This window comes from Natronomonas sp. (assembly GCF_046710025.1).
In the GTDB taxonomy this organism is placed as follows: Archaea; Halobacteriota; Halobacteria; order Halobacteriales; family Haloarculaceae; genus Natronomonas.
The window spans coordinates 1-25,109 of the sequence record NZ_JBKEGK010000014.1; the positions used below are offsets into that span (position 1 = coordinate 1).

Annotated in this window: 23 protein-coding genes and 2 pseudogenes; 16 read left to right on the top strand and 9 right to left on the bottom strand. The window is 62.4% G+C overall.

Annotated elements, in window-relative coordinates; genetic code table 11:
- The coding region (locus tag ACI944_RS02010) for an NDP-sugar synthase (protein ID WP_411717402.1) at positions 1-415 on the bottom strand (415 nt) is incomplete at its 3' end.
- A gap of 591 nt (positions 416-1,006) precedes the next feature.
- Here ACI944_RS02010 and ACI944_RS02015 point away from each other — a divergent pair.
- The 3 genes from ACI944_RS02015 to ACI944_RS02025 all read left to right on the top strand — a co-directional run bounded on the left by ACI944_RS02015 (position 1,007) and on the right by ACI944_RS02025 (position 4,033).
- Positions 1,007-1,921, top strand: a complete 915-nt coding sequence (locus ACI944_RS02015) for an NAD-dependent epimerase/dehydratase family protein (RefSeq protein ID WP_411717424.1) — start codon at positions 1,007-1,009, stop codon at positions 1,919-1,921.
- Between the two features lie 93 nt (positions 1,922-2,014).
- On the top strand, positions 2,015-2,557 hold the full coding sequence (locus ACI944_RS02020) for a metal-dependent hydrolase (RefSeq protein ID WP_411717403.1): 543 nt from the start codon (positions 2,015-2,017) through the stop codon (positions 2,555-2,557).
- A 210-nt stretch (positions 2,558-2,767) separates the two neighbouring features.
- Positions 2,768-4,033, top strand: a complete 1,266-nt coding sequence (locus ACI944_RS02025; protein WP_411717404.1) for an RNA-guided endonuclease InsQ/TnpB family protein — start codon at positions 2,768-2,770, stop codon at positions 4,031-4,033.
- Here the strand turns inward: ACI944_RS02025 and ACI944_RS02030 are convergent.
- Positions 3,999-4,661 (bottom strand): annotated as a pseudogene (locus ACI944_RS02030) (RNA-guided endonuclease InsQ/TnpB family protein); the annotation flags it as partial. The gene ACI944_RS02025 and the pseudogene ACI944_RS02030 sit on opposite strands and share 35 nt — an antisense overlap.
- A 15-nt stretch (positions 4,662-4,676) precedes the next feature.
- Positions 4,677-6,617, bottom strand: a complete 1,941-nt coding sequence (locus tag ACI944_RS02035) for an aldehyde ferredoxin oxidoreductase family protein (protein ID WP_411717405.1) — start codon at positions 6,615-6,617, stop codon at positions 4,677-4,679.
- Positions 6,618-6,876: 259 nt separating this feature from the next.
- Here ACI944_RS02035 and ACI944_RS02040 point away from each other — a divergent pair, with 259 nt between their 5' ends.
- Complete coding sequence (locus ACI944_RS02040; RefSeq protein ID WP_411717406.1) at positions 6,877-8,406, top strand: aldehyde dehydrogenase family protein; 1,530 nt, start codon at positions 6,877-6,879, stop codon at positions 8,404-8,406.
- 188 nt (positions 8,407-8,594) lie between these two features.
- Positions 8,595-9,206 (top strand): helix-turn-helix domain-containing protein, encoded by a 612-nt coding sequence (locus ACI944_RS02045; RefSeq protein WP_411717407.1) that lies wholly within the window; start codon positions 8,595-8,597, stop codon positions 9,204-9,206.
- 29 nt (positions 9,207-9,235) lie between these two features.
- Here ACI944_RS02045 and ACI944_RS02050 read toward each other — a convergent pair whose 3' ends face one another.
- Positions 9,236-9,658 carry a VOC family protein gene (locus tag ACI944_RS02050; RefSeq protein ID WP_411717408.1) on the bottom strand — a complete coding sequence of 141 codons (423 nt, stop codon included), beginning with the start codon at positions 9,656-9,658 and terminating at the stop codon, positions 9,236-9,238.
- A gap of 79 nt (positions 9,659-9,737) precedes the next feature.
- Between ACI944_RS02050 and ACI944_RS02055 the strand changes: the two genes are divergently transcribed.
- A complete protein-coding gene (locus ACI944_RS02055; RefSeq protein WP_411717409.1) occupies positions 9,738-11,405 on the top strand; it encodes an aldehyde ferredoxin oxidoreductase family protein in 1,668 nt (555 codons plus the stop codon).
- Between the two features lie 18 nt (positions 11,406-11,423).
- Here the strand turns inward: ACI944_RS02055 and ACI944_RS02060 are convergent, their stop codons facing one another.
- Complete coding sequence (locus ACI944_RS02060) at positions 11,424-11,816, bottom strand: cupin domain-containing protein (RefSeq protein ID WP_411717410.1); 393 nt, start codon at positions 11,814-11,816, stop codon at positions 11,424-11,426.
- An 84-nt stretch (positions 11,817-11,900) separates the two neighbouring features.
- On the opposite strand from ACI944_RS02060, the gene ACI944_RS02065 reads away from it, so the two are divergent.
- The 7 genes from ACI944_RS02065 to fer all read left to right on the top strand — a co-directional run bounded on the left by ACI944_RS02065 (position 11,901) and on the right by fer (position 16,902).
- The gene (locus tag ACI944_RS02065) at positions 11,901-12,794 is read left to right on the top strand and encodes an ABC transporter substrate-binding protein (protein WP_411717411.1); all 894 of its coding nucleotides are present in this window, start codon (positions 11,901-11,903) and stop codon (positions 12,792-12,794) included.
- A complete protein-coding gene (locus ACI944_RS02070; RefSeq protein ID WP_411717412.1) occupies positions 12,791-13,780 on the top strand; it encodes an ABC transporter substrate-binding protein in 990 nt (329 codons plus the stop codon). Before ACI944_RS02065 ends, ACI944_RS02070 begins: the two co-directional genes overlap by 4 nt.
- Positions 13,777-14,757, top strand: a complete 981-nt coding sequence (locus ACI944_RS02075; RefSeq protein WP_411717413.1) for an ABC transporter substrate-binding protein — start codon at positions 13,777-13,779, stop codon at positions 14,755-14,757. The genes ACI944_RS02070 and ACI944_RS02075 overlap by 4 nt, the downstream gene beginning before the upstream one ends.
- A gap of 73 nt (positions 14,758-14,830) precedes the next feature.
- Complete coding sequence (locus ACI944_RS02080) at positions 14,831-15,124, top strand: DUF4242 domain-containing protein (RefSeq protein WP_411717414.1); 294 nt, start codon at positions 14,831-14,833, stop codon at positions 15,122-15,124.
- The gene (locus ACI944_RS02085) at positions 15,121-15,882 is read left to right on the top strand and encodes a class I SAM-dependent methyltransferase (protein ID WP_411717415.1); all 762 of its coding nucleotides are present in this window, start codon (positions 15,121-15,123) and stop codon (positions 15,880-15,882) included. Before ACI944_RS02080 ends, ACI944_RS02085 begins: the two co-directional genes overlap by 4 nt.
- Positions 15,883-15,968: 86 nt before the next feature.
- Positions 15,969-16,451 carry a 2Fe-2S iron-sulfur cluster-binding protein gene (locus ACI944_RS02090; protein WP_411717416.1) on the top strand — a complete coding sequence of 161 codons (483 nt, stop codon included), beginning with the start codon at positions 15,969-15,971 and terminating at the stop codon, positions 16,449-16,451.
- 1 nt (position 16,452) lies between these two features.
- Positions 16,453-16,902 (top strand): ferredoxin Fer, encoded by a 450-nt coding sequence (gene fer / locus ACI944_RS02095; RefSeq protein WP_411717417.1) that lies wholly within the window; start codon positions 16,453-16,455, stop codon positions 16,900-16,902.
- 35 nt (positions 16,903-16,937) lie between these two features.
- On the opposite strand, the gene ACI944_RS02100 is transcribed toward fer, so the two are convergent.
- The 3 genes from ACI944_RS02100 to ACI944_RS02110 form a co-directional block, all read right to left on the bottom strand.
- Complete coding sequence (locus ACI944_RS02100) at positions 16,938-17,720, bottom strand: hypothetical protein (RefSeq protein WP_411717418.1); 783 nt, start codon at positions 17,718-17,720, stop codon at positions 16,938-16,940.
- 75 nt (positions 17,721-17,795) lie between these two features.
- Positions 17,796-19,514 (bottom strand): pyrroloquinoline quinone-dependent dehydrogenase, encoded by a 1,719-nt coding sequence (locus tag ACI944_RS02105; RefSeq protein WP_411717419.1) that lies wholly within the window; start codon positions 19,512-19,514, stop codon positions 17,796-17,798.
- 27 nt (positions 19,515-19,541) lie between these two features.
- Entirely contained in the window at positions 19,542-20,468 is a 927-nt protein-coding gene (locus ACI944_RS02110; protein WP_411717420.1) for a hypothetical protein, read from the bottom strand.
- Positions 20,469-20,625: 157 nt separating this feature from the next.
- On the opposite strand from ACI944_RS02110, the gene ACI944_RS02115 reads away from it, so the two are divergent.
- Positions 20,626-22,809 (top strand): AAA family ATPase, encoded by a 2,184-nt coding sequence (locus tag ACI944_RS02115; RefSeq protein WP_411717421.1) that lies wholly within the window; start codon positions 20,626-20,628, stop codon positions 22,807-22,809.
- Positions 22,810-22,885: 76 nt separating this feature from the next.
- On the top strand, positions 22,886-23,152 hold the full coding sequence (locus ACI944_RS02120) for a hypothetical protein (protein ID WP_411717422.1): 267 nt from the start codon (positions 22,886-22,888) through the stop codon (positions 23,150-23,152).
- 167 nt (positions 23,153-23,319) lie between these two features.
- On the opposite strand, the gene ACI944_RS02125 is transcribed toward ACI944_RS02120, so the two are convergent.
- Positions 23,320-24,567 (bottom strand): sodium:calcium antiporter, encoded by a 1,248-nt coding sequence (locus ACI944_RS02125; RefSeq protein WP_411717423.1) that lies wholly within the window; start codon positions 24,565-24,567, stop codon positions 23,320-23,322.
- 145 nt (positions 24,568-24,712) lie between these two features.
- Between ACI944_RS02125 and ACI944_RS02130 the strand changes: the two are divergent.
- Positions 24,713-25,109 (top strand): annotated as a pseudogene (locus ACI944_RS02130) (myristoyl transferase); the annotation flags it as partial.

Genomic DNA, 25,109 nt, shown 5'->3' on the forward strand with positions numbered 1-25,109 from the left:
CGTAGGCGGCGATCGTCGGGCCGTCATTCGCCTCGAAGGTGTCCAGAAAGTCGCTGATGTCGAAGGACATCAGATTGTCGCCGGCGATGACGAGGGTGTCCTCGGTGAGGTTCTCGCGGTCGACGAGTTGGGCAAGTGCGCCGACGACGCCGAACTTTTCGGCTTCTTCGGTGGTGTCCTCGACGGAGAGTTGGGGTTTCTCGTAGGGGGCCGCTCCGAGATACGTTTCGAACTCCTCGGCGAACGCGTCGTTCGTCGAGACGTACACGTCGTCGATTCGGGATTCGGCCTCAAGGGCGTCAAAGATCGTGCCGATGACGGTGTGGTCGCCGATCGGCAACAGCATTTTGGGCCGGTTTCGCGTGATCGGCCACAGCCGCGTGGCGTACCCACCGGCGAGAACGATTGCATCCATACTGTACAGAATCATGCGGTTGCGGTAAATGCTTTCATGAATCAAACGAGGGCCCGACGGGATTCAGCACAAATTGCGGTGTCAATACAGGGCCACACCACACATCGAGTGATATCTCACATAGGGCTGTACGCGCTGCAGCCCACGCCCTCGGTCATAGTTGGGCGGGCAGCGTCGAATGGAGGACGCGAAAGCGTACTTCGCTCCCGAAGAGACGCGCAACCGTGAACTCCGCTTTGCGGAGTCCCGCGTCTTTAGCCCTGTCTCTTACTCATAAGTTCGTGCTGTTCCAGACGAGCGGTTCAGACGCTGTAGCACCCACTCTGGAATCGAACGGAGCGAGTTGAGCATCGATTTGAACAATGATCTCGTCGGTGGGGGTTGGTGAAGGGGCAGAACCAGTATCGACAAAGCCGCCGCTCAACGGGCTAAAATACCGAATACCCGCAGTTTCAGATAGATTTATTGACTAGTTATGCTCATTCCAGCAGCTCGATTTGTGGGTAAGAGACAGGTCTTTAGCCGCGGGAGGACCTCGACCTGTCGATGAAGGTACGAATCTTTTTGGGTCCGATACTCGACATCGCGAGTATGGAGAACAAGCGTGTACTCGTCACCGGTGGGGCGGGGTTCATCGGGTCAAATATCGCAAACCGACTCGCCGCCGACAACGACGTGCTCGTCGTCGACGACTGTTATTTGGGGACGCCCGACAATCTCGATGACGCGATCGAATTTCATGACCAATCGGTGCTCGCCGAGGACCTGCCGACGGATGTCGACGTGGTGTTTCATCTTGCGGCGCTGTCCTCGTATGCGATGCACGAGGAGGACCCACGGCACGGCGCCCGGGTGAACGTTGAGGGATTCGTCAACGTCGTCGAGCAGGCCCGCCAGGACGGCTGTGACACCGTCGTCTACGCCTCGACGTCATCGATCTACGGTGATCGGACGAACCCCTCCCCAGAGGACATGGCCGTGACGGTCAATACGGGCTATGAAGCGTCGAAGTTGGCTCGCGAACGGTATGCGGAGTACTTCGGCAACCACTACGGGCTGTCGCTGGCTGGCTTGCGGTTCTTTTCCGTGTATCAGGGGTACGGCGGGGCAGAAGAACACAAAGGCGAGTACGCGAACGTAATCGCCCAATTCGCCGACGACATCGCCAACGGGGAGGCGCCGGTCCTGTACGGCGACGGCACACAGACACGGGATTTCACGCACGTCTCGGATGTGGTCTCGGGGGCGGTCCAGGCAGCCGAGCATGAATTAGAGGGTATCTACAACGTTGGGACCGGTGTGTCGTACTCGTTCAATACGGTTGTGGAGATGCTCAATAATGAACTCGGCACGGACATCGATCCGGAGTACGTCGAAAACCCGATTCCGGAGTCAGTGTACGTCCACGACACGTGTGCGGATTTCTCGAAGCTGCACGAAGCGACCGGGTGGGAGCCGGCCATTTCCTTCGAGGACGGGATCGAACAGGTGTGTTCGGGGTACTAGCTTGAGGGCTGCAGAGACATCCTCGGAGGCAGCCGTCGCCGTGAGACGATCGAAGCGCGTGTTTTTCATCCGTGGCGTCCGTTCGGCGAAACTGTGTTGCCGCTTGGCCACGCCGCCCTCGCGTACCTCCTGTACTCGGGCCACGTGCTGTCTCGCACCTATCGCCGTCCGCGATATCTCGCGCTCGTGCCGCTCGCGATCGGGAGCCAGTTTCCGGATCTAGTGGATAAACCGCTGGCGTATCTCGGCGTGTTGACGTACGGGCGGTCGCTCGCCCACTCCGTGTTCACATTCGTCCTGGTGAGTGGCGTCGTCTGGTGGGGTGCAACGGCGCTGCAAACTCGCTGGCCCGACACCTCCTGGCAATATCGGCTTCGACGCGTGGCACCGGTTGCGTTCACGAGTGGCTATCTGAGTCACCTGCTCGGAGACCTGTACGGCCCCGCCGTCGGCGGGAGTGCCGACGTGCGCTTTGTCCTCTACCCGATATACGCGATTCCCCGGGCCGCTGGTGACGATATCGCGCCCTGGATTCGGCTTGTCCGGATATACCGCGACATGGGGGCGCATCCGCAATTGGAATTGATACTACTCGCCTTTGTCGTGTTCATTGGATTACATTTCTGGGAGAAGTAGCCACCGGAAAGCTCGCCCAATATCCATTGTGGATATCCGGCGCAACATAACTTAGTGTAGCTTCAACTCTCGAAGTGATAGTTGTACCAGAATTGAGGCGAGAATGCTCCTTCCTCAACGAGCGACCACCGGGAGCGAGTAGGGAGGGGATGAATCGCCGCACGCCAGTACAAACAATTACATAGACATATCCCTAATCAAGAGACAGCGATGGAGTACACTCACCGCTACCACGCCTTTCCGACACAAACGGTAGCGGCTGAACTGAAACGCCATATCGACATTCATCGCCAAGCGTACAACTACACACTGTACGAATACGAGAACGTGGATGCCGACAACATCGGCTCCGCGTACAAACACCACTACCGACTCCCCGACTGGAAAGACGAGTTCCCTGTGTTCTCGGAAGTCAACTCCAAGGCTCTGCAACGGACCGTCACCCGGTTCTACCAGAATCTCTCGAACCTGAAAGCCCAGAAAGACAACGGGAACACGGTCGGGAAACTCAACTGGAAGTCACCCCGAGAGTTCCGGAGTATGACGTTTTCGCAGTCCGGTTTCGAACTCAAAAACACGAGTGGCCGGCGTGCAACGGTAGAACTCTCCAAGATCGGCGACCTGAAGATACGCTATCACCGCGAGCTCCCCGCCGAAGCTGACATCAAAGAAGTCACGATCAAAGAGGAGACAACCGGCGAGTGGTTCGTCTCCTTCGGTCTCGAAACAGACGAGGCTGAATTGCCCGAGAAACCTGACGTGGACTCGCTGGACGCGAGCAACAGCGTCGGGATCGACCTCGGAATCCTGAACTACATCCACACCTCTGACGGGATTGCCGTAGATTGGCTCGAGCTGGAAGTCGAGTACGAGCGTCTTCGGCGCGAACAACGCAAACTCTCGCGGAAGGATGAAGGGTCGAACAACTACGAGAAGCAACGCCGAGCGGTAGCGAAAGTCAAGCGCCACATCAAGCGGACGGTGCTGGACTACCAGCACAAGATCACGACGTGGCTCGTCACAGGGTACGATGCCGTGTTCGTTGAGGACTTGAACGTGACGGGGATGCTTCAGGGCGACGGGAACGCCCGAAACAAGCAGGACGCGGCGTGGCGACAGTTCATCACGCTGCTCGAATACAAAGCCGACCTGTACGGCTGTCACGTCGTTCAAGTAGAAGCTGCGGGGACGACGAAAGAGTGTGCTCGGTGTGGCGTGGAGACGGCGAAGCCTATCTGGGTTCGGGAACACTCGTGTCCGTCGTGTGGATTTGAGACGGGCAGAGATGCGAATGCAGCGATGAATGTCTTGCAGAGAGGGTTTGAGGAATTAGGGCTGGGATGGCCCGAATCAACGCCTGTGGAGACTGTGACCGCTACGGACGCCGATGACTTTCGAGAGGTGTCTGCACGTCACGTCGTCGAAACAGGAAGCCCCACCCTCAAGAAGCGAACGGCCTCAGCCGTGAGCGAGTAGGGTGGGGTAGTTCACTCGCCGCCGCTGGCAGCTCCTTGAGGCAGGGGCTTCGCTCCTTGCGGAAGGAAGTTCCTGCTTCCACGACGCGCTTTGCAGATACAACCGCAGTATCCACAGCGAGCGCAGTCTCCACAGGCGGCAATTCGGAGTGTCCCACTCCTAGTTTGGAGAGTCCGCGAGAAAGAACGTTCCACGCTGCGTTTGCGTCTCTGTCCGCCTCGAACCCACAGGCCGGACAGGAGTGTTCACGCACCCAGATCGGTTTGTCAGTTTCGACGCCACACCGAGCACACCCTTTGGTGGTGCCGTCAGGGTCAACATCCACGAAGTGCGCGCCTTCGCGTTTGCACTTGTATTCAAGTAGGTCGGTGAAGGTGCCCCACGCCGCTGACGCCGTGTTGCGACTGTTGCGCGGCGATTCCAGCATCCCTTTCACGTCAAGGTCTTCAACGGCCACGAGATCGTACTCCCGAGCGTAATAGTTCGAGAGTTTGTGGAGGAAATCACGCCGCTTGCGCTTGATTTGCTGGTGACACGCAGCAACACGCCGACGTTGTTTCTCCCAGTTACTCAGCTCTGAGTTATAAAAAGAACGTTGTTTTGACGATGCCGCCGGGCGCGTCCCGGAGGCGGGGCCGATCGGTCAGTCGTCCGCAGGGGCGGTCGAATCGCCCGTGGAGATGCCCGTTCCCGGCCCGACGTCGATGTCGAGCTCGTCCAGCTTCTCGTCCGGAATGACGCCGTCGACCCAGCCGCGAACCTCGTAATACTCGTCTTTCATCTTCTCGAGTTCGACGAGGCTTCCCTCGACGCCGCCTTGACCGGGCATCGCGTTGTCGCCCTCGACGAACCGGTTCGGCAGGTCGTCGTCAGCGCCATCGAATCCGCAGAGGTTGTTGTAGTAGCGCTCGAGCGCGTAGATACGCTCGCCCGCCTCCATCAGGTCCTCCTCAGTGACGTCACGGCCGGTCATGCCGTTGTATTGGAGGACGTACTCCTCGATGCCCTCCGCGAAGGCGTTGAACTTGCAGATGTCGAAGCTGTCGGAGATGGCGTGGAGGTTCTGGAAGGTTGCCGTCAACTCGCCTTTGCCCTCCCACTCGACGGGATCGACCTTCTCCGGGATGCCGAGAATCTCGGCAGCCGGCGTGTAACCACGCAGGTGACACGCTCCGCGGTTCGAGGTCGCGAAGGCGATGCCCATCCCCTTCATGCAGCGGGGATCGTAGGCCGCGATCGTCTGGCCCTTCACCGAGAGCTTGTTATCGTGGGCGTCCATGCGGTCGGCGACGCGGCGCGCCCCCTCGGCCAGCAGGTCCGCGAGTTCCGTCTCGCGGGTCGCAATCTTCGAGAGCATCTCGACCATCTCCTCGGAGTCACCCCAGTCGATGCCTTCGTCAAGGTCGTCGAACTTGCCCGCCTCGGTCATCTCCATGCCCATCGCAAGCATGTTGCCGGCCTCGATGGTGTCCAGACCGTGGTCGTTACACCGCTGGAGCATGAGCGCGATCTCGTCGCGGTCGGTGTGTCCGGCGTTGGGGCCGAGCGCCCACGCCGACTCGTACTCGAAGGACTCGGTGCGGACGTTCATCTCCTCGCCTTTGTGCATCACGTCGACCTCGACTTCCTTCTTGCAGGCGACCGGACAGGAGTGACACGTCGGCTCGTCGACGAGGATGTTCTCGCGGACGTTTTCCCCGGAGACCGCCTCGGCGTCGAAACTCTCCTTGTCGCGGAACCCACCGTCGCGGGCGTCGCCGGTCGACGTATACTTGCCGTTGTTGGTCGGCAGTCCCGACATCTCCTCGGTGGCGTTCATCAGGACGTTCGTCCCGTACATCGAGAGGCCGCCCTCGTTGGGGGCGGTCACCTCGGACTCCTGAATGAGCTCCATGGCCTGCTTGTGGCCCTCCCGGAACGTCTCGGAGTCGGCTGGCTTCTGCATGTCAGTCCTCGCCTTGACGACGACGGCCTTGAGATTTTTCGATCCCATCACGCAGCCGGTACCGCCCCGGCCCGAGGCGCGGTCGTCCTCGTTCATGATGGCGGCGTACCGCACCTCGTTCTCGCCGGCCTCGCCGATGCCCATCACGGAGAGGTTCTTGCCGAAGGAGCCCTCGACCTCCTCTTCGATGGCGTCTCGGGTGTCGTGGAAGCCGTGGCCCCACAGGTGGGAGGCGTCCCGGAGTTCGACTTCGCCGTCCTCGACGACGGCGTACACCGGTTTGTCGGCTTTCCCTTCGAACAGCAGGCCGTCGAAGCCGGCCCACTTGAGCCGAGCGCCGGACCAGCCGCCGTGGTGGGAATCGGTGACGGTTCCGGTCAGCGGCGATTTGGTGCAGACTGCGATCCGGCCGCTCATGGTTACCTGGGTCCCGGTGAGGGGCCCGTTCATGAACGCTAGGAGGTTCTCCGGCTCGAGGGGCTCGACCTCCGGCCCCTGATCGAAGACGTACTTGACGCCGAGGCCGCGGGCCCCGATGTACTTTTCCGCGTCCTCTTGATCGATGCTCTCGTAATCGACATTCTCGTCGGAAAGATCGACGCGAGCGATGTGGTCGTGGAATCCGCCTAAGTCTGTCATGTTATCGTACATGATTGTATATGGTCTGCTAGATGTTAGGCGTTACCCTTGATGTGAAACTGTTTGCGGTTACGTTCGGGGTCACAAACGTAGATTGTAATACCTAATGCCATTAAACCGTATTTCGTAATCAGTTTCAGGGGGTGAATGCGAGGTTCGATACCAATCCGGCACCACGTCGGTCGGTCGTCCGGGGACTGCCGACATGACCGGTTTGGTGCTCGTGAAAAGATATTTATATACACAAATATCACGGTTAATGAACCGAATGGACGAACCACTCCGGATATCGGATGACATGGCGGCGGTTCGGGACCGACACCGCCGGGCTGCCGACGAGTTGATCCGAGACGAGGAGCTTCGATTATATATAGACGGTGAGTGGATAGAAAGCGACTCTGAAAAGCGACTTGAGATCGTCAACCCGACGACAGACACGCCGTTGGCGTCAGCGCCGGCGGCCAACGCAGCCGATGTCGAACGGGCAGTCACCGCCGCCTGGCGGGGGTTCGAGTCGTGGGGTGAGTACGACCCGAGCGAGCGACAGCGGACGCTGGGACGGATCGCCGACCGCATTGAGGCGAACGCTGAGCGCCTCGCCCGGATCGACGTATTGGACAACGGCAAGCCGATCACCGAGGCCAGGACTGACGTCGAGTTGGTCGCCGACCACTTCCGGTACTTTTCGGGCGTGCTCCGGTCTCTTGAGGGGAAGACGGTACCGGGTGGCGACGGCCAACACGTCGAGACGCTTCGGGAGCCCTACGGCGTCGTCGCCGGGATTATCCCTTGGAACTTTCCGTTACTCATGGCGACGTGGAAACTCGCCCCGGCGCTGGCCGCCGGCAACGCAATCGTTCTCAAGCCGGCCGAGGAGACGCCGCTTTCGGTCGTGGAGTTGCTTCACTTGGCCGGTGATCTACTCCCCGATGGGACAGTAAATGTAATAATGGGGTACGGTCCCGAGGCCGGGCGCGCACTTGTCCAACACGACCGGATCGGGAAGGTCGCTTTCACCGGGGCGGTCGAGACTGGTAAGGGAGTCATGAAGGACGCCGCCGACAACATCACCGATCTCACGCTGGAACTCGGCGGGAAGAGCCCGATCGTGGTGTTCCCGGACGCCGATATCGGGACCGCGGTGGACGTTGCGACCGAGGCGATGTTCTTCAACTGCGGGGAGTGTTGTTGTGCCGGAACGCGGCTGTTTGTCCACGAGGACGTTTACGACCGGTTCACCTCGGCGTTCGTGGCGGCGGCCGAATCACTCACGATCGGCGACCCGCTCTCGGAGTCGACGGATCTCGGGCCGGAGATCACCCATACCCAACGAAACCGGACCGAGCACTACATCTCGTTAGCCGAGGACGCCGGCGCGGAGGTCCTCACCGGCGGACCGGCGACGGATCGGCGGCTTGAGGCAGGGTACTTCGTCGAACCGACCGTCATTGAGAGCGTCCCACACGAGAGCCGTGTCGTCCAAGAGGAGATCTTCGGGCCCGTCGAAGTGCTCTTCGAGTGGTCTGAGTACGACGACATGATTGACCGCGCAAACGACATCGATTTTGGCCTCGCAGCAGGTATCGTCACCGAGGATCTCGAGGACGCTCACCGCGCGGCGCGAGACATGGAGGCCGGGAACATCTGGGTGAACCAGTACAACACCTTCCCCGCCGGCCAGCCCTTCGGTGGATACAAACAGTCAGGCATGGGTCGCGAAACCGCCCGGGAGACGCTGGAGGCATACACCCGGACGAAGACAATAAACTTCAATCTCGAGCGATCGTAACCGCGGCCGTCTCTACACCACAATTTTCCATAGAATGTCTTCAAAACCCACTTTCTGGAAATCATACCCTTGCTTCGCCCCGGTATGAAACCGTATGCAATTCAAACCGGCGGTCCGAAATCGTAGATTGGCGCGTCTCGACGCGAAGACTTATGTAACAACTCAATATATCATCTATAAGCCCCGAAATGAATCGTAGGACCGACGATTTCGATGCGGATCTCTCGCCACGGGATCTCGTTCTGTTAAAAACCCGTATTGACAACCCGACGGCCCCCGTCCGCGAAATAAGGGATATTCTCGAGGAGGAGTACGGAATCGAGTTGTCGCACAACCGCGTCAACGAACTGCTGCACGAAATGGCCGATCAAGACGCGTTCCGCGAGGTCATCCTCCCGAACGAGGACATCTTCAACACCCACCTATTCCGGGTCGCCTTCCACTACCCGAACTTCGAACAGCAGTGGGAAGAATGCTACTGGGAACTCATGGAGGATCCCCACGTGGTCATGTTCTTCAACGCCGACAGCTACTATCACTGGCAGCTACTCATGCAGTTCAACACCGACCGGGAGGCAGAGCGGTGGATCCATCACTTCTTCAAAAAGCACGGCGGTCTCATCGCCCAGTTCGACAACACGAAACTCCCGACCGTCCACAAGTTCCACAGCCAGGCCTCCATCTTTGACGAACTCCTCTGGCAGTCCGAGGAGGGCAGGAACTACCTCCAGAACGCCCAAGAGGACCCCCACGACAAGGGTGTCATCACTGCTGACGGCAGCGGCGACTCCTCGCCGTAGCCGTTTGTATCGCCCGACGGTGACCGGCTTCAGATGTCGTCGTGGGTCAAGAGCGTCCGATCGACGCCCGCCGGAACCGGGTCGTACGTGATCACCTCGAGGAGGTTCCCGTCTGGATCGAGAAAATAGAACCCCTCGAACTCGTCCCAATCGTAGGGCCCTTGCTTCGGAAACTGTCCGTCGAGTTGCTTGAGGAACTGCTCGTAGTCGTCCCGACCGGTCTCGAAGGCGATATGCGCCTTGTCGAGGGGATGGTCGATACGCCCGTGCCAGCCGTCGGCGCGTCCGGTTTCCGCAAGCGTCAACACGGTCCCACCGACGTCGAACATCGCGTGCTCACCCTGAAAGTCCGAGGGTGGCCGCAGCAGGTCCAGGTCCAACTGATCCCGGTAGAACGGGTAACACGCCTCCAAGTCATCCACGTCTACGTTGATGTGATCGACGGCATCCATACCTCTCCTCTGGGCGCATCGGCTCATATCTCTTCGGGGGCGAACAAACGTTATATCCGGCCGGCCGGATCGTGTGTATATGCGACACGCTCTCGGGCCGCTGCTCACGCTTGACGTTGGGACGCGCCAAAGCGAGGAGTCCGACATCGATGACATCCTCGCGGAGTTCCTCGGGGGCCGCGGCGTCGGGACCAAACTCGCGTTCGATCGGATCCCGTTCGACGCCGATCCGCTGGGACCCGAAAACCGGCTGTACGTCGCCATCGGGCCGATGCAGGCCTCGACGACGAGCTTTACGGGGCGAACATCGGCAACAGCGCTGTCGCCGTTGACCGAAGGGCTGCTGTCGTCGAACGCCGGCGGGTTCGTCTCTCGGAACATCGCCGACACGGGATATGCGGCTTTCGAGTTAGTCGGTCGGAGCGACACGCCGCTTTGGGTGCACGTCACCGACGACGGCGTCGCGTTCGACCCCGTTCCCGAACTGGCGGAGGCAACGGTGTCGACCGTCGTTGCGCACGTCGGCGAGGCACGAGGAGTCGGAGCGGACGCAGTCGTCTGTATCGGCCCTGCGGGCGACCACGAGGTTCGGTTCGCCTCAATGATGACCTCCGGGACGCGGGCGTTCGGTCGCGGTGGCCTCGGTGCCGTCCTCGGGTCGAAGAACGTGAAGTGTCTCACCTTCGCCGGTGACTCGCCTCACCGGATCGAGTTTCCCTCGGTCGCCGACGAGGTTCACCGCGAGGCCGCCGAGAGCGACCACATGATGAAACGACAGGGGACCGCCGGGCTGACGGAGTTCGCCAACGAGATCGAGGCGTTGCCGACGCGGTACTTTTCCGAATCGTCCTTCGAGGGCGCGTCGGCGATCGGCGGCGACGCGATCGAGGAAAAAAAGTACAAGAAGGGAACCTGCTCGTCGTGTGCGTTCGCGTGCAAACTGCCGACCCGCAACGACGCCGGCCTCGAAACAGAGGGCCCGGAGTTCGAGACGGTGATGGCGTTCGGCTCCAACGCCGGCGTTGACGACCTCGCCGCGGTAATGAAAGCTAACGAGCGCTGTGACGAACTCGGATTGGACACGATCTCCTGTGGCGATGTCGTCTCGGCGTACCTCGCAAGCGAGGACGCACTCGGCGACGCCGAGTTACTCGCCGACCTCGTAGAGCGAATCGCCTACCGCGAGGGGATCGGCGACACGCTCGCGGAGGGTATCCACCGGATCCACGACCGGTTGGGGGTCAAGGATTGGACCGCGAAGGGCATGGAGTTCGCCGCACACGACGGCCGGACGCTCAACGGGCAGGCGCTCGCCTTCGCGACCTCGAACCGTGGCGCAGACCACCTCTATGGATCAATGTACGTCCACGAGTACCCACTCGTCGACCGCGAGCGCGCGATCGACCGCGACGGCGTCGCCGGCAAGGCCGACCTCCTCGTCGAGCGGGAAAACAAAAACGCCGTCCTCGACTCGGCGATCGCCTGCAAGTTCTCGCGGGGATTTCTTACCGAAGCGCGGTTGGCGGCGCTGCTCGACAGTACCGTCGAGGAACTCCAGGCGGTAGGGGCACGGATCGTGGATCTCGAACGGCGGTTCAACAACGAGCGAGGGTTCGACCGCGCCGACGACACGCTCCCGTACGAACTCCCGGGGCTTGCGTCCGAACTGTCAGCGTACTACGAACGCCGTGGGTGGAGCGACGACGGCACTGTTCCGACGGCCGATTCTCCGGAGCGGTCCGGATAGTCCAGTTGGCTGCGCCAGTCAGTCGTCCGACCCGACCGACGTAACCGTGCCGGCGTCGTCGGTCGTCGCCGTCGACTGCGCCCAGTTGGGCGAGGAACGCGGCGGCGATAGCACGCCGATCCCGACCGCCGGTTCGTCGCCGCGGTTTTCTGCGCCGTGGAGTTCGCCGCTCTCGAAGGCGTATGAGTCTCCGGGTGACAGCTCTATTTCCTCGTCTTCGAGAATTGCGGTGAGTTCGCCAGAGATGAGAAAGCCGATCTGTTCGTTGTCGTGGCGGTGAATCGGAAGTGTCGCCCCGGGTTCGATCCGCCAGTGCTTCATACTTGATTTCTCCCCGGCGGCGAGGTCGGCGAGATAAACGTCAGGGGATGCCTCCTCGTACTCGCGGCCCGCTTCGCTCACTTGCTGCATGATATTCCCTTGCGCAGCTTTGTTACTTAAAGGTTACCTCAATAGTTTTAAGTAACTATGTGAAGATACCGAAATAGAGCGAGTATGTGTGACACTGTACAACTGTTTCACCTGCCCTACTCCTTCATGTTGCCACAGAAGGTGGCCGTCGAGGAGGGCTACTTCGAACAGGCCGGCTTGGACGTCGAACTGACCGAACGCGACCGCGAGAACGTTGACTGGAAGTACATTCCCGCCGAGGAGTCGCTGACGGACGACCACGATGTCGATGTCTACCCGATCTGCAAGTGGGAGAGTATTAAACGGACCTGGCGAATGGACGACGGTCGCATCGTCGCGAAGGGAACCTTCGCCGATCAGCCTTACACCGTCTACGTCCAGCCCGACAGCGACATCACGGAGCCGTCTGACCTCGCGGACGTGCCGGTCGGCATCAACAAGCGAACCGGTCAAGAGTACACCGCGATCAGGGCTCTAGAGGAGCACCTCTCGCCGGAGGACGTCGAGATCGAGCACCACGGGATGCCGACCGACCGGCTCCGAGCGCTCGAAAACGGCGAGGTAGAGGCAGTCTCGCTTCTGGAGCCACAGAGCACGCTTGCCGAGGAGCTCGGCTACCGACCGGTACTCGAGTTCGAGAACCACATGGGCATCGTTGGAGCCGACGCCATCGACCGGGACGTCCTTGATCGGTTTATCGAGGGATACGCCCGCGCCGCCGAGGCGATTAACGCCGATCCCGACGCCTACCGCGAGGCGTACCTCGGGATGCTTGAGGCCGACGCCGAGATCGCCCCGGAACTCTTCGAGGACGTCGACTACGACGAGTTGCTGTCGCGGATCGAGGTGCCGCGGTACGAACCTCCGGAACTGGCCGAACACGACGAACTCGACGAGCAGTTGTCGTGGATGAAGCGCCGCCAGCTTATCGACGCCGACGCCGACATCGACGCCATCGTCGCTCCGGTGGGACGATGAACGTCGGGCGCCAACAGCGGGCGCTGGACGCCCACCACGACGACCCTGGCGATAGGCCGGTGATGCGCGCGCGCTTCGAACACAACGGGAGCCCGCGCTATATGCTGTACACGATGAAGCGCCTCGGGCTCGATCACGAACACGGTTTTCACCTCGACGTCCAGTTGGTCTCTGACGAACTCGAGGGCGGGATGGAAACCGTCGAGGCCCGACTCCAAGACGGCGAGGCCGACCTGATCGACATCGACTACATCTCGACCGCCCGCGAGCGCGCCGAAGGGGCGAACATCGTCGCGTTTCACCCCTACGGCCGGACCGTCGGCGGCCTCGTCGCGCCGGAGGATACAGCTATCGAGGGTCTCGCCGACCTCTCGGACCACCGGATCGGCGTCGTTCGACGCCTCGATAAGAACTGGATCCTCGTTAGAGCCGCCTGCCGGCAGTACCACGGGTTCGACCCCGACGAGACGGCAACGCCGGTCGAAGCCGGCTCGAAGGTCGGGCTGACCGAGATGCTTCACGACGGCGAGGTCGACGCCGTGTTGCAGTTTTGGCCGATCGTCCCCGAGATCACCGAACGGGGCCCCTACGAGGAGGTGTTTCCCGTCTCGGACATCGTTCAGCGGCTCGCCGAGACCGACAACCGGGTCCCGGTATCGACGTTTCTCACGAGTGATTCGTTCCTCGATGCGCACACCGACACCGCCCGCCGGTTCGCGGCCGCCTACGGGGACGTCGTTGATCGGCTCATCGCGGAGGACGCTCTCTGGGACGAGATCGGCGAGAAGCTGATGAGCTACGACGATCCCGAGATAGTGGCCGCGGTCCGAGAGGGCTGGCGCGCGATGGTCGTCCGCGGGTGGAACGACGAGACGATCGACGGGATGGAACAGCTGTTCGAACACCTCCGGTCGGTCGCCGGGGCCGATGCGCTCGGCGTCGACCGGATCCCCGAGGGTACCTTCCGTCCCGTTGATCCGCTATGAAATCTGTCACGTTCCAGCTCAACTGGGAGCCGAACGGATTTCAGGCCCCGTATTTCCTCGCCAGAGAGCGGGGCTACTACGAGGAGGAGGGCCTCGACATCGCCTTCGTCGAGGGTCACGGCTCGCCGTTCGCCGCCGAACAGACCGCCCGTGGCCGAAGCGATGTCGGGCTTGCGGGCGCAAGCGCGGTCCTTGCGAAGGCCAGCGAGGGGTTCGACCCGCTCGCGGCGGCCGCGCTGACGAAACGGACGCCGGCGGCGATCTACACCCTTCGCGACACGTTCGGCGAACCGCTGACCGATCTGTCCCAACTCGCCGGGCGGACGGTCGCCCCCTCAGCGACGAAGACGCGCATCCTGGCCGCACAAGCGCTTGAATCCGCCGGCGTGCGCGACTCGGTTGAGCTCCTCGATGTCGATCCGAACACCCACCACCGCGTCGAACATCAGGTGCTCGACGGAAGCGTCGACGCGGCCGTCGGTGTCGTCACCAACGGAGCCGAACTCGAAGCCGAGTACGACCGGATCGCCGACGAGTTGCCGCTCGGCGAGGCGCTTGGCGTCTACGGAATGATGCTCGTCGTCAACCGCGAGTTCGCGGCCGAGGATCCCGAGACGGTTCGGTCGCTCCTGCGGGCGATCGCCCGCGGGTGGATCGATGCGACAAACGACCCAGAGACCGCTATCGACGCGCTAGTGGCCCGCAACGCCACGCTCGAACGCCGCCGCGACATCGAGACGCAAAAGTTCCTCGCGGCGGCAGAGGGTCTCCAGTACACGGACCACGTCGCCGAAGCCGGGTGGGGTGTCCACCAGGCCGACCGGTGGGAGCGACTCGCCGGGATGCTCGCGGAGACGAACCTGCTGTCCGGGCCAGTCGATCCCGGCTCGGTCTGGACCAACGAGTACGTCGATCGCGACGCGCCGCCGATACGGGAGTACGCCGGGCGGATCGGCCGGACGGAATCGGAGCGGTGAGGTTCGCCGAGCCGTTTTGCCCACAACCGTGGGTAACGTTTACACGTGTTGAGATTGTGCGCTACGGTGGACTATGACGGAAACCGATGAATACCTGATCCTCCGGGAACTTCCGGAGCCGATCACCGATGATGAACTCGCCGCCGCCGCCGACGCGTCCGGCGAAGCGCTCGAAGAACTCCGCGAGGAGGGCACCGAAATCAGTTGGGTCGAATCCGAGGTGCTGGCCGACGACGACGGCGGGATCGTGGGCACCTTCTGCCGGTATCGCGCCGAGAGCGAGGCGGCGGTCCACGAGCACGCCGACCGCGCCGGACTCCCGGCGACTAAGGTAACCCGACGGGGCGAGCCCCTGTCGGGCGAATGACCCGCGGCGACCGGCGTGACCACTTGCCGTACTATTTTGGGCTGTACCACTGGCGGGAGCGAGGTCGACGGATCGTTCTCGGTGTAGTCACGATCGCCGCTGGCGTTCTCGCTGCTCGCCGCCGAGGACGGCTTGCGGGCGCGCTTGGCGCGATAGCGGCGCTGTGGGGCGTCTCAACGGCTGGTAGTGCGGTCAGGGCACTCGCCTCGCCGCCGCCATGGGTGCTTGACCGCGAGAAGTACGAGGCGCTTGCAGCCGAACTGCAGATATCCGGTGCCGACCGGCTGCTTGATATCGGTTGTGGGACGGGGCGATCGCTCGTCGGCCTCGCCCCCGCCGTCCCGGCATCGTGTTCTGTCATCGGCTTGGACACCTTCGACGACCGGATCATCCTCGGCAACGGCGGCCAGCTGGCCGAGCGGAACGCCCGGATCGCCGGCCTCAACGCCGCGGCGCTCCGCGGCGACGCCGCCCGGCTCCCGATCGACGGCGGAACCGTCGACATCGTGACGATGTGTCGGGTCCTCCACGATCTGCCGGCCGACGCTGCCGATCGGGCGCTTGAGGAAGCCTATCGGGTCTGTGCGCCCGACGGACACGTCGGTGTGCTCGCGTTACCGTACCCCCACGACGAGGACGCCGATCCGGCGACGTACTGGCGGACAGCAGTCTCGACGGCGGGCTTCGACGTCGAAACCGTCAGAGAGCGCGACGACGGCTACACGATCGTCGTGGGAGCGGTCGGGAACGACTCATGACCGGAGTCCAGGCGGGGAATGACACCTTACGAATTTTCGCGCCGATCGCACAAAAATTATAACCATGTGTGTACATATCGCATATCATGTCAATTGAACTCCCCGCCGTGGGTCCGGGTGCCGACACCGACTCCGACGACGAGGGCGAGGATCTCCCGCCGGCGGAGATGGAATACCTCAGCTATCGGTCCATCGTCAAACACGGTTGGGACATCGACGACGACAATCTCTTTGATAAGGCCGCGCGTGCGAACCTCGACGACGACCGATACGGCCGGGTCGAGATCGACAGGGAGGAAACAATCCTCAGATCTGCGGAGGCGAACGATCTCAGTTGGGGCTCGCAGTGTCGATCCGGTACCTGCAACGTCTGTGCCGCGATCGTAAAAAGCGGCGACGTCGAGATGGACATGAATCTCGCGCTGACTGACGAACAGGTCGAAGACGGGGTTCGGCTCACCTGTACGGCCTACCCGGAGAGCGACCGAATCCAGATCATATTCAACGCTTTCCCGCTCGTCGCGAACGACGCCCCCGGCCGCGGCCGCGAGCCGCCGGCCGAGGACTGAGATGGGGATTGATCTCCCCGCTGTCGAACCGGAGACGTCCTCGGAGGACCGACCGCCCTCACGGGTCGAGTACCTCGACTACCGGGCGGTGGCTCGCCACGAGTGGGGCCTCGAAGACGACGACCTCTTCGAGAAGGCTGCGGCCGCCTCCATTCCGGAGGAGCGCTACGGATCGCTTGAGGTTCCTCGCGACGAGCCGATCCTCGTGGCCGCGACCGACGAGGGGCTTGCGTGGCCCTCCTCGTGTCGGGCCGGCTCTTGTGCGACCTGTACGGCCTATCTCTACGAGGGAGAGGCCGATATGGACATCAACCTGCTGTTGACCGACGAAGAAATCGAGGAACGAGGCCTCCTGTTGACGTGCACAGCGACCCCCGAAAGCGACGAGCTAAAAGTGGTCTTCAATGCGGTCATGTCGCCCTACGTTCGCGAGACGGTGCTGAATCGGTAGGTTTGGACCGACAAATGGGGGAGCTGTTTCGCGGCTCAGGTGTTTAGCGGTCGCGTCCGCCCCTCGCCCTCCAGTGCCCACGTGAGTGCTCGCGCGGCCGCCTGAATCTCGCGTCCGGTGCCGGGCCGGGGGTCCGACTCGGCGATCGCTCGAAGCTCCTCCGCGCGCGAGAGCACCCGTTGCCGGCTTGGGACCGCGCTCGGGTCCGCCGACGCGACCGTCGCCAACGCCCGAACGGCACACCGGGAGATGATCTGTCGATCCGCCTCCGTCGCCTCCGCATAGGCCGCCGTTGTCGCGTCGAACAGTTCGGGACACTTGGCGACTGTTCCGACGAACGAGCGGAGAATGGCGATCTGTGTAGGGAGCGTCGCTTGAGGTAAGCGGGCGGCGACGACCGGATCGGCCGCCACCACCGCCTCCGGATCGACCATTCCGACCCGCGTGAGCGTTCGAACGATCGCCTCCTCGATCGACGGCGCGACGGTCTCCTCGAGCGCGTCGACGAGTTGTGGCACGGCGTGTTCGAGCCGTTCGGGATCGAGTCCGGAGAGTTCCGCGAGTCCGATGGCCCCGGAGAGCCTGAGCGAGCCGTTGTCGCTGGCGAGAAACTCGACGAACGTCTCCTCATGAGAGACGACAAGTTCGGGGTCGTGCTCCGCTGCGGCCCGCAACGCCCGGCCGGCGTCCATTCGGTCGTCGGGCTGATCCGATTCGAGCTGTTCGCGAAGGCGGTCCTCGGCCGCGTTGATGACGGTTGGCTCCTCGCGGACCGCCCGTTCGAGTTCGTCGAGTGCGCTGATATCTTTCATTGTCATGGGTATATCTTGTCAAGGCGTCTCATATATGTGTCGTCAAAAAAAGGCGAAACTGTCCGGTTCGCGTCGCGTCGATCAGGCAGCCAACGAGAAGACGGCGAGTTTGTCCCCGCGCGGGCCGCGTCCGACGAAGCCGCTTCCGCCGAGCTGGATGGCGATGTACTGCTTTTCGGTTTCGGAGTCGTACCAGGAGATCGGATCGCCGGAGATGGCCTTATCCGAGAGGTCGAACTCCCAGAGGCGATCGCCGCTCTCACCGTCGTAGGCGATCAGGTCACCGTTCTGCGTGCCGGCGAAGAGCAGCCCGGTCGACGTCGTCAGCGTGCCGCCCCACAGGTAGCGGTCGCTGTCGATCCAGTCGCGCCAGACGACCTGTCCGGTGCTCGGGTCAACGGCGGCGATGGCGCTGATGTGGCCGTTGTAGTCGTCCGGGATGTCTTCCTCGTCGGGTTCGACGTCGACGACGCCGCCCCAGAACTTCTCGCCCGGCTTGTACTCCTCGTTGCGCCACTTCACCGAGTGCGGCGTGTTGAGCGTCTTATGATAGCACAGCCCGGTCTCGGGGTTGTACGAGGCCGGCTGCCAGTCCTGCCCGCCGAGTAGGCCGGGAAGCATCACGTACTCCCGTTCCTCGTCGACGTGCGGCACCATCTCCAAGAAGTTGATCTGCTGGGTAATCGGCTCGCCACGAACCAGTAGATCGCCGGTCTCGGGTTCCATCACGTACGACCAAGAGGTCTTCCCGGCGCTGTAGACGACATCGCCCTCGTAGTCGCGGTGGGGGACCTCGATGTCGCGAAGCAGCATCCGCATCATGCCCGCGTCGTAGTCCCAGATGTCGTGGGCGGACTCCTGATGGGACCACTGGATCTCGCCGGTGTGGATGTCGACGGCGATGGTCGAGCAGGTGTTTCGGTTCGGTCCCGGTCGGACGGTTCCGTTGAAGTCCGGGCTGGGGTTTCCGACGTTGAAGTAGAGCAGTTCGCGCTCGGTATCCAGCGTCGGTGTCATCCAGTTGGTGCCACCGGACTGCTGGAACGATTCGCCGACCCACTCCTCCTCGGGACAGGTCGTCAGCCGCCACAGTTCCTCGCCGGTCTCGGCATCGAGCGCACAGTGGAAGCCACGGACGCCGTACTCGCCGCCGGCCGAACCGGTGAACAGCATCCCGTCGTAGATAATCGGCGCCCACGTCGAGGAGTACCCTTCCTTGTAGTCTTCCGTCGACGTGTACCACAGCTCCTCGCCGGTGTAGCGATCGAGCGCCTGTACGCCCGAGTCGAGCGAGGTCATGTAGATCTTGTCCTCGTACACCGCGACGCCGCGGTTGTTGTCGTCACAACAGAGCACTGCGTCCTCCGGCGCCGGATACGTGTAACTCCAGAGGACCTCACCTTCACGGGCGTCGATGGCCTTGACGTGGCTCGGCCCGTTGGCTTGGTACATGATCGGCGGGTCGCCGGGCACGACAATCGGTGATCCCTCCATGCTGGAGTTGGCCCCGACTGTCATCTCGTATTCGAGTTCCAACTCGTCGACGTTGTCCTTCGTGATGATGTCGGCGGTGGTGTAGCGGTGCCCCTCGTAGTTGTTTCCGAACATCAACCAGCTCTCGGGGTCTTCGCTGTCCAGGAGCATCTCCTGGGTCACGTCGAGTCGTGGAATTCGGTCCGTGTCGTGTTGATCGAGGACAGATTCGTCGGGCGCGTTGAACACCTGATACCCGAGGTCCGTCTCCTCGACGATCGTTTCGCTCGCTGCCTTAATCGCTTCGTCTTCTTCTTCGACTGCCATTGTTGTGTATTAGATCTGTGTCCGTGGTTATCTCGCCGGCGATGGCGCGCGTTTCTCCTCGTGGATCCAGAAGGCCTCCTGCATCAGTTCCTCCTGATTGACGATGGTGATGGCGGCTCCGGAACTGAGCGCGGCGACGACCTGTTCGTCGGTCAACTCGCCGTCGCCATCGGCGACATCGTGGGCGGCACGCAGGAACACGTGCATACCGCCGAGGAGCGCCTTTGTCCGCCAGAACGCATCGTCGATGATCGACTCGGTGAGTAGGATTTCCTTCTGTTTGAGGTGTCGATCGAGCGCTTTGATCCACAACAGCCCGCCACCGACAGCACGATGATACAGCGGCGGGACGTAGTCGACATCGAACTCGACGCCCTCGGGGATCTCCCCCACTGGAACCCAGTGTGACAGCCGGGTGTTGTTGGTGATGACGTCGAGCAACAGCGCGGTTCGCTCGTGATCGTCGAACCCGAGCTCGGCTAGGTCGTCCGTCAGAACGTCCGTAGTGAGCACGCCTCTCGCTGTATGGTCGATGTGTGATTCGGTGAACGCAGGAAGGTTCTCCTCGAGGCTTTCGAAGAACCCCACGTCGACCAGATGGTGATATGCATCCCACACGGGGGCGATCAGTTCGCGGTACAGTTCCTCTACCCCCTCATCGCCCGGGCCATATCGTTCCGGGACACCTGTTTCCCGGACCGATTCTGCGTCCTCGAGAACCGCCTCGAGGTCGGTCAGCGCGGAATCGAGGGTGTCCGCGTCGAGGGAGCCGGTCAGGTCATCCCGGATGGCTGCCCCCATGGATGCGAACTCCGTATCTTCCCCCGCACTCACGGCTTCACTCAACTCGTCGAGCGCAGTCCCCGGATCGGACTCCGGGGTTTCGACATCAAACTCCGTCGCGAGGATCTCCCGATCGCGGTCGGTGATCTGTGGCTTGTACGTACCTACCATGAAGCATGCTCACAATGCTTTCCATACGCATTAAACGTTACTATTAAACAAATCGCTGGCAAAGATGTGAAATTTTCATACCGCCCCCGGGTACTGATTGAGTAGCTCATCTGCCACCCCTCGATTTGATATGGCAGGCCCGCCGAGATATGCACTGATGGAACTGCTCGTCAAGCCGGCCCTTCGGTCGGACGATACCGAACGCGCCGTCCTCACTGCGGATGCGATGGACTCCCTCGGAGTGGGTGACGGCGATGTCGTCCGAATCGAGAACGACGGATCGGTCGCCGCCGTTCGGGTGCGGGCCGGGACAAGCGCCACGACCAGTGACGACGAGATCCGGCTCCCGCAGACGGTCCGACGGCGCTCGCTCGATGCCGAGCGCGGCGAGGCGGTAACGGTGACGGCGGTCGATCCCGCCCCGGCCAAACGCGTGACGCTCTCGTTGCCGCCGAACATCGATGAGGCGGCCGCCTTCGAGATCAGTGACGCGGTCACGAACCGACCAATCGTTGCCGGACAGACCCTGACGCTCGAGGATGACAACCCTGCAAAGGGCTACACGGCCGCCTCCGACCACGGCGCACGTATCCACGTCGCCGACACCAAACCCGACGGCGTTGTCACCATCGAGGAGTGGACCTCCGTTCGGTATTCGGGGGAATCGTTCGAGAAACCCTTCACACGGCTGGCCGGGGATGCGACCGTATCGGGATTCGATGATGTGGGCGGGATGGAGTCGGTTGTCGAAGAACTCAAAGAGACCGTCGAGGCGCCGCTGTCGGACCCTGAAGCCTTCGATGCGCTCGACGTTCGGCCGCCGGGCGGCGTGCTGTTGCACGGTCCCCCTGGGACCGGAAAGACCCTGCTCGTGCAGGCGCTCGCCGAGGAAGCCGATCTTGAGTTGATACAGCGATCCGGCTCGCAGGCAGTCGCCGACACGGACGACGGGCAAAACGCCTTCGAGAACGCGCTTTCTGAGGCCGAAGAACGCGCCCCGTCGATCCTCCTTTTCGACGACCTCGATGCCCTGACCGGCGAGCGGGCGGGCGAGTTGGACCGCCGCCGGATCGCCCGACTCGTTGCCGCCCTCGACGACCACGACCCCCGCTCGCGGGTCGTGGTCGTCGGGACGACGACCGACCCCGAGCGACTGGACCCCTCGCTCCGGCGGAGCGGCCGGTTTGACCGCGAGATCGCGGTGCCCGTCCCCGATCGGAACGATCGCCGCCGGATCCTACCGGTCCTAACGCGGGCGGTGCCACTCGCCGACGACATCGACTTCGAACGGATCGCCGAGCGCACACACGGGTTTGTCGGAGCCGACCTCGAGCGCCTCGTCGACGAGGCGGCGGTCAACGCCCTGCGGCGAAATGGGCTTGGGACCGACGATGAGGCTCTCGACACGGCGGCCATCGGATCGATTCGGGTCGGGCCGACCGACTTCGACGCCGCCATCGCTGGCGTCGACCCCTCGGCACTTCGGGAGGTCTTTGTCGAAGTCCCCGACGTGACGTGGGGCGACGTCGGCGGCCTCGAGGGAACCATCGACCGGCTCCGCGAGACCGTCCAGTGGCCCCTCGAACATCCCGACGCCTTCGAGCGCGTCTCCCTCAGCCCGGCGAAGGGAATCTTGCTACACGGCCCGCCCGGAACGGGCAAGACGCTCCTCGCGAAAGTGGTCGCCAACGAGGCGGCGAGCAACTTTATTTCGGTGAAGGGGCCGGAACTGCTCGATAAGTACGTCGGAGAGTCCGAGAAGGGCGTACGCGAGATCTTCGAGAAAGCCAAAACCAACGCCCCCACCGTCGTTTTCTTCGACGAGATCGACGCTATCGCGGGCGAACGCGGCGGCGTCAGCGGCGACTCGGGCGTGAGCGAACGCGTCGTTTCACAGTTTCTGACCGAGATGGACGGCCTCGAGGAACTCGAGGACGTCGTGGTGATCGCGACCACGAACCGCCCCGATCTCGTCGACGACGCGTTGCTTCGCCCCGGTCGCTTCGACAGACACATTCGCGTCGGCATCCCCGACGGCGACGCCAGACGGCAGATATTCGACGTCCACACCGACGACCGGCCGCTCGCCGGCGACGTTGACCTCGGGGAACTGGCGGCCAGAACCGGGGGATACGTCGGCGCGGACATCGAGGCTGTCTGCCGAGAAGCGGCGATGACCGCGGTCCGGGAGTTCGTCGGTGGCCAGGGGGTGGACACGGACGAGATTCACCTTACTGCGGCACATTTCGACGAGGCGATCGGGACTGTCGATGCCGAGCGCCGTGACCGCGAGGACGGCTTCGAGGCGGACGGCGATGCCGGATCGTCCCGGATCGAATGACTCTCGAGAACGGCGTTATTTGTGTGAAAATATCATGCAGTAGCTTTATTATCTAGTTAAGACTGATCACCTGTGTATGAGAAAGTATCCCGCGACACTAGTACGCGTGTTCGAGAACAAAGTAGAGGCCGGCGCGGACACCGACTCTGACATCACGTTTGATCAGGACGATCTTGAGCAGGCCACGGACGAACTCGATATCGACGTCCGACAGGTGCTCGAGATTCCATCGGCGTACAGTTCAACGCGCGCGCTCCCCGACGAGATCACGGAGCATGGCTACGTCGACATCGAACCGGCCGACTCCGACGACGAGGAGACGTACCAGTTCATCAAAGAATAGCTCGGACCCCTCTTATCGACGAACCGGCACGCCATCGAGGGCGACAACTGCGAGGTCGACCCAGCGGGAGCCGGAATATCAGGATGTCATAGAACGATTGGCACACCCATCTTCTGACCTCGCGAAGCGCTCAGTGCGATTGGTGGATTGACCACTCAACGCGGGACTCATCCACCGAGTGGGACACCACCAAAGACAACGAGTGCGATCACCCAGTAGGCGATGTAGAGGCTACCGAGCAGGACCCCATGCCACCGTTTGATCTGGCCCTGATAAAAGAAGTAGGCGGCGAGCGCCGTCACGACGATCATGAACGGCAGGTGGAAGGTGAGGACCGAATCCGAGATGTTCACGTCGCTGAGGAACATGATCACGCCGACGTTGCCGGTCACCGAGAACAGGACGCTCCCGATGACGTTCCCGACGCCGATCTCGGGGAAGCCCCGGCGGACCGGCTCCAGTGTCAGCATGATGTCCTCGAAGGTGAGGATCAGAGTGAGTACGGTGGCCCCGAAGACGGTACCGGAGAGTCCGAACCCTTCTATCACGACCTCGGATCCGCCCTCGAGGAGCATGGCCGAAAAGACGATGCCGATGAGTGCCAGGATCGAGAGCAAAAGCCACACGATCCCGGAGTCCGCGAGGTCGCCGAGGATCCGCTCCTCGGCGATCTCCTTGAGCGTGTCAGAACGCGTCGCAGTCCCGCCGTCCGAACGGAGCTGTTTTCCGAGTTCCGAATCCCGGAACACCGGCACGTCGCGCTGGCGCTCTCGGAGAATAAAGTAGCCGAACGCGAAAACAAAAAACAGGGTTAGGACGACCCCGTGAACAGCCGTCAGCGTCCCGAGCAGAACAAAGGGAACGAGGATGAGTGGTCCGAGGCCGAAAATGGCGATGTAGTCCTTCGGCAGGTCGACCGGGAACGGTTCGACGACCGCCGCGAGCGCGAGCGTTACACCGATAATTGCCAGGCCCGTCCCGAGTGCCGATCCGAGCGCGGCCTCCTCCAGTCCGCCGGACGAGAGGACGAGCGCGAGGATCGTGTCGTCGAACTCGAAGCCGGTGAAGATGATCGCGAGCGCGAACAGCGACATCTTCAGGTTGAGCGAGGCCCGCGTGAGGTAGCTGATGAGTTTTTCCGTAGACGCCGTCAGGAGTACGACGCCGACGATCAACACGATCACCGCCCCGATGGTGCCCTGTGCCTCGATGAAGCTCTCGATTGCGCCCTCAATGCCGCCTTCGTCTTCCTCGCCCGCTTCACCGGTCTCGTCGCCGCCCCCTGCTTCCTGTGCGTCGACGCTCCCGATCGGCCCGTCGATACCGACGCCGCCGGCGAGCGCCGGGGCGAGCGGCAGCGCGGCGAGGAGTACGACCAACAACACGGCGAGGCCAACCCGTCGTTTTTCGACCATGGCCCTTCGTTCTGCATCGACTATCATGTATGTTGGCACGCCTGTAGAATCGTCCTACGAACTTCTATACACGGACCCCGATCGCACGCCAAACGCCTCGGTGCGGGCGGGCCTTTTATATCCGTTCGAGCGGAACAAAGTAGCGATGCGGACCGAGGCGTTCTGGACGTTGGACGATGACGACGAGCGTCTCGCGGCGGATCTCGGACTCGGCCTCGGGGCCGAACCGGCGCAGGTGCTCACGTACCTCCTCCGGCGTGACACCGACGACCGGATCGAGGACCCGCGCGCGAGGGTGCTTGAGATCCGCGTCGGGACCGGACTCGGGCGACAGCCGGTCATCGACGCACTTTCGACGCTCGCCGAGCGCGGGTTGGTGGTCGAGTCCACCCTCGACAGCGAACAGGGTCGGCCGCCGAAGGCGTGGTCGGCCGAGGTGACGACCGAAACGGCAATGCGTTGCGCCTACGAGAGCCGGGCCGACCGACTCGTGTCGGCGCTATCTGCCGACGTCGAGACCGGAACCGCCAGGGAACCGTCCG